Raw genomic sequence first — 515 nt, 5'->3', positions numbered from 1 at the left:
TTGCTGCGCTCGTTTGTGTATGTCGCGCAGCTCCATTTTACACAAACGCTCACAGCAAAAATCGCAGGTGAGCTTGGCGTTATGCAATCACATGAATAAAGTACTTATATTTCTAGCAGCATTTAGTGGTATATGTAATGCCGATATAGATCCCCTGGAATTAACTTGGGGGAGCTACGGTGATGTGCGCGAGGCTATTTCTGGCGAGAATCGTGCAAGAACGGTAGAGAATATTACTCTCCATAATGATGCTGTAGATTTAACGAAGAAAGATATAGAAGACCTGAAAAAAATTATTGAGTTTAATAAAAAAGCTAGCATCCTCGTTGATCACGTAGCTGAAGAATATTATCGCGTTTGTGTATGTTATTCGAATGGAAGTATAGAATATATAATTAAGTTTTCAGATAGTGGCTTCTCGATTATTAAGACAAGGAAACTTATTTTCTAAATGCATAACAAAGCTATCGTAGGGACATTTATTGCTACGCTCCGTTTTGGGGTGGCTACGCCAC

The 515-nt window shown here is 39.0% G+C and carries 1 protein-coding gene; it reads left to right on the top strand.

The window, feature by feature from the left end; genetic code table 11:
- Nucleotides 1-91: 91 nt before the first annotated feature.
- Nucleotides 92-451: a hypothetical protein gene (locus IDZ20_RS04830; protein ID WP_188150305.1), complete on the top strand. Its 360-nt coding sequence runs from the start codon at nucleotides 92-94 to the stop codon at nucleotides 449-451.
- Nucleotides 452-515 lie beyond the last annotated feature (64 nt).

It is taken from the genome of Teredinibacter waterburyi (assembly GCF_001922985.1).
Taxonomy (GTDB): Bacteria; Pseudomonadota; Gammaproteobacteria; order Pseudomonadales; family Cellvibrionaceae; genus Teredinibacter; species Teredinibacter waterburyi.
The sequence above is the reverse complement of the archived record's forward strand: the minus strand, read 5'-3'. Positions and strand labels throughout refer to the sequence as shown.

Excerpts from the sequence above, each read along its gene's own strand:
- IDZ20_RS04830 (WP_188150305.1), top strand. The coding sequence starts at position 92 with ATGAATAAAGTACTTATATTTCTAGCAGCATTTAGTGGTATATGTAAT.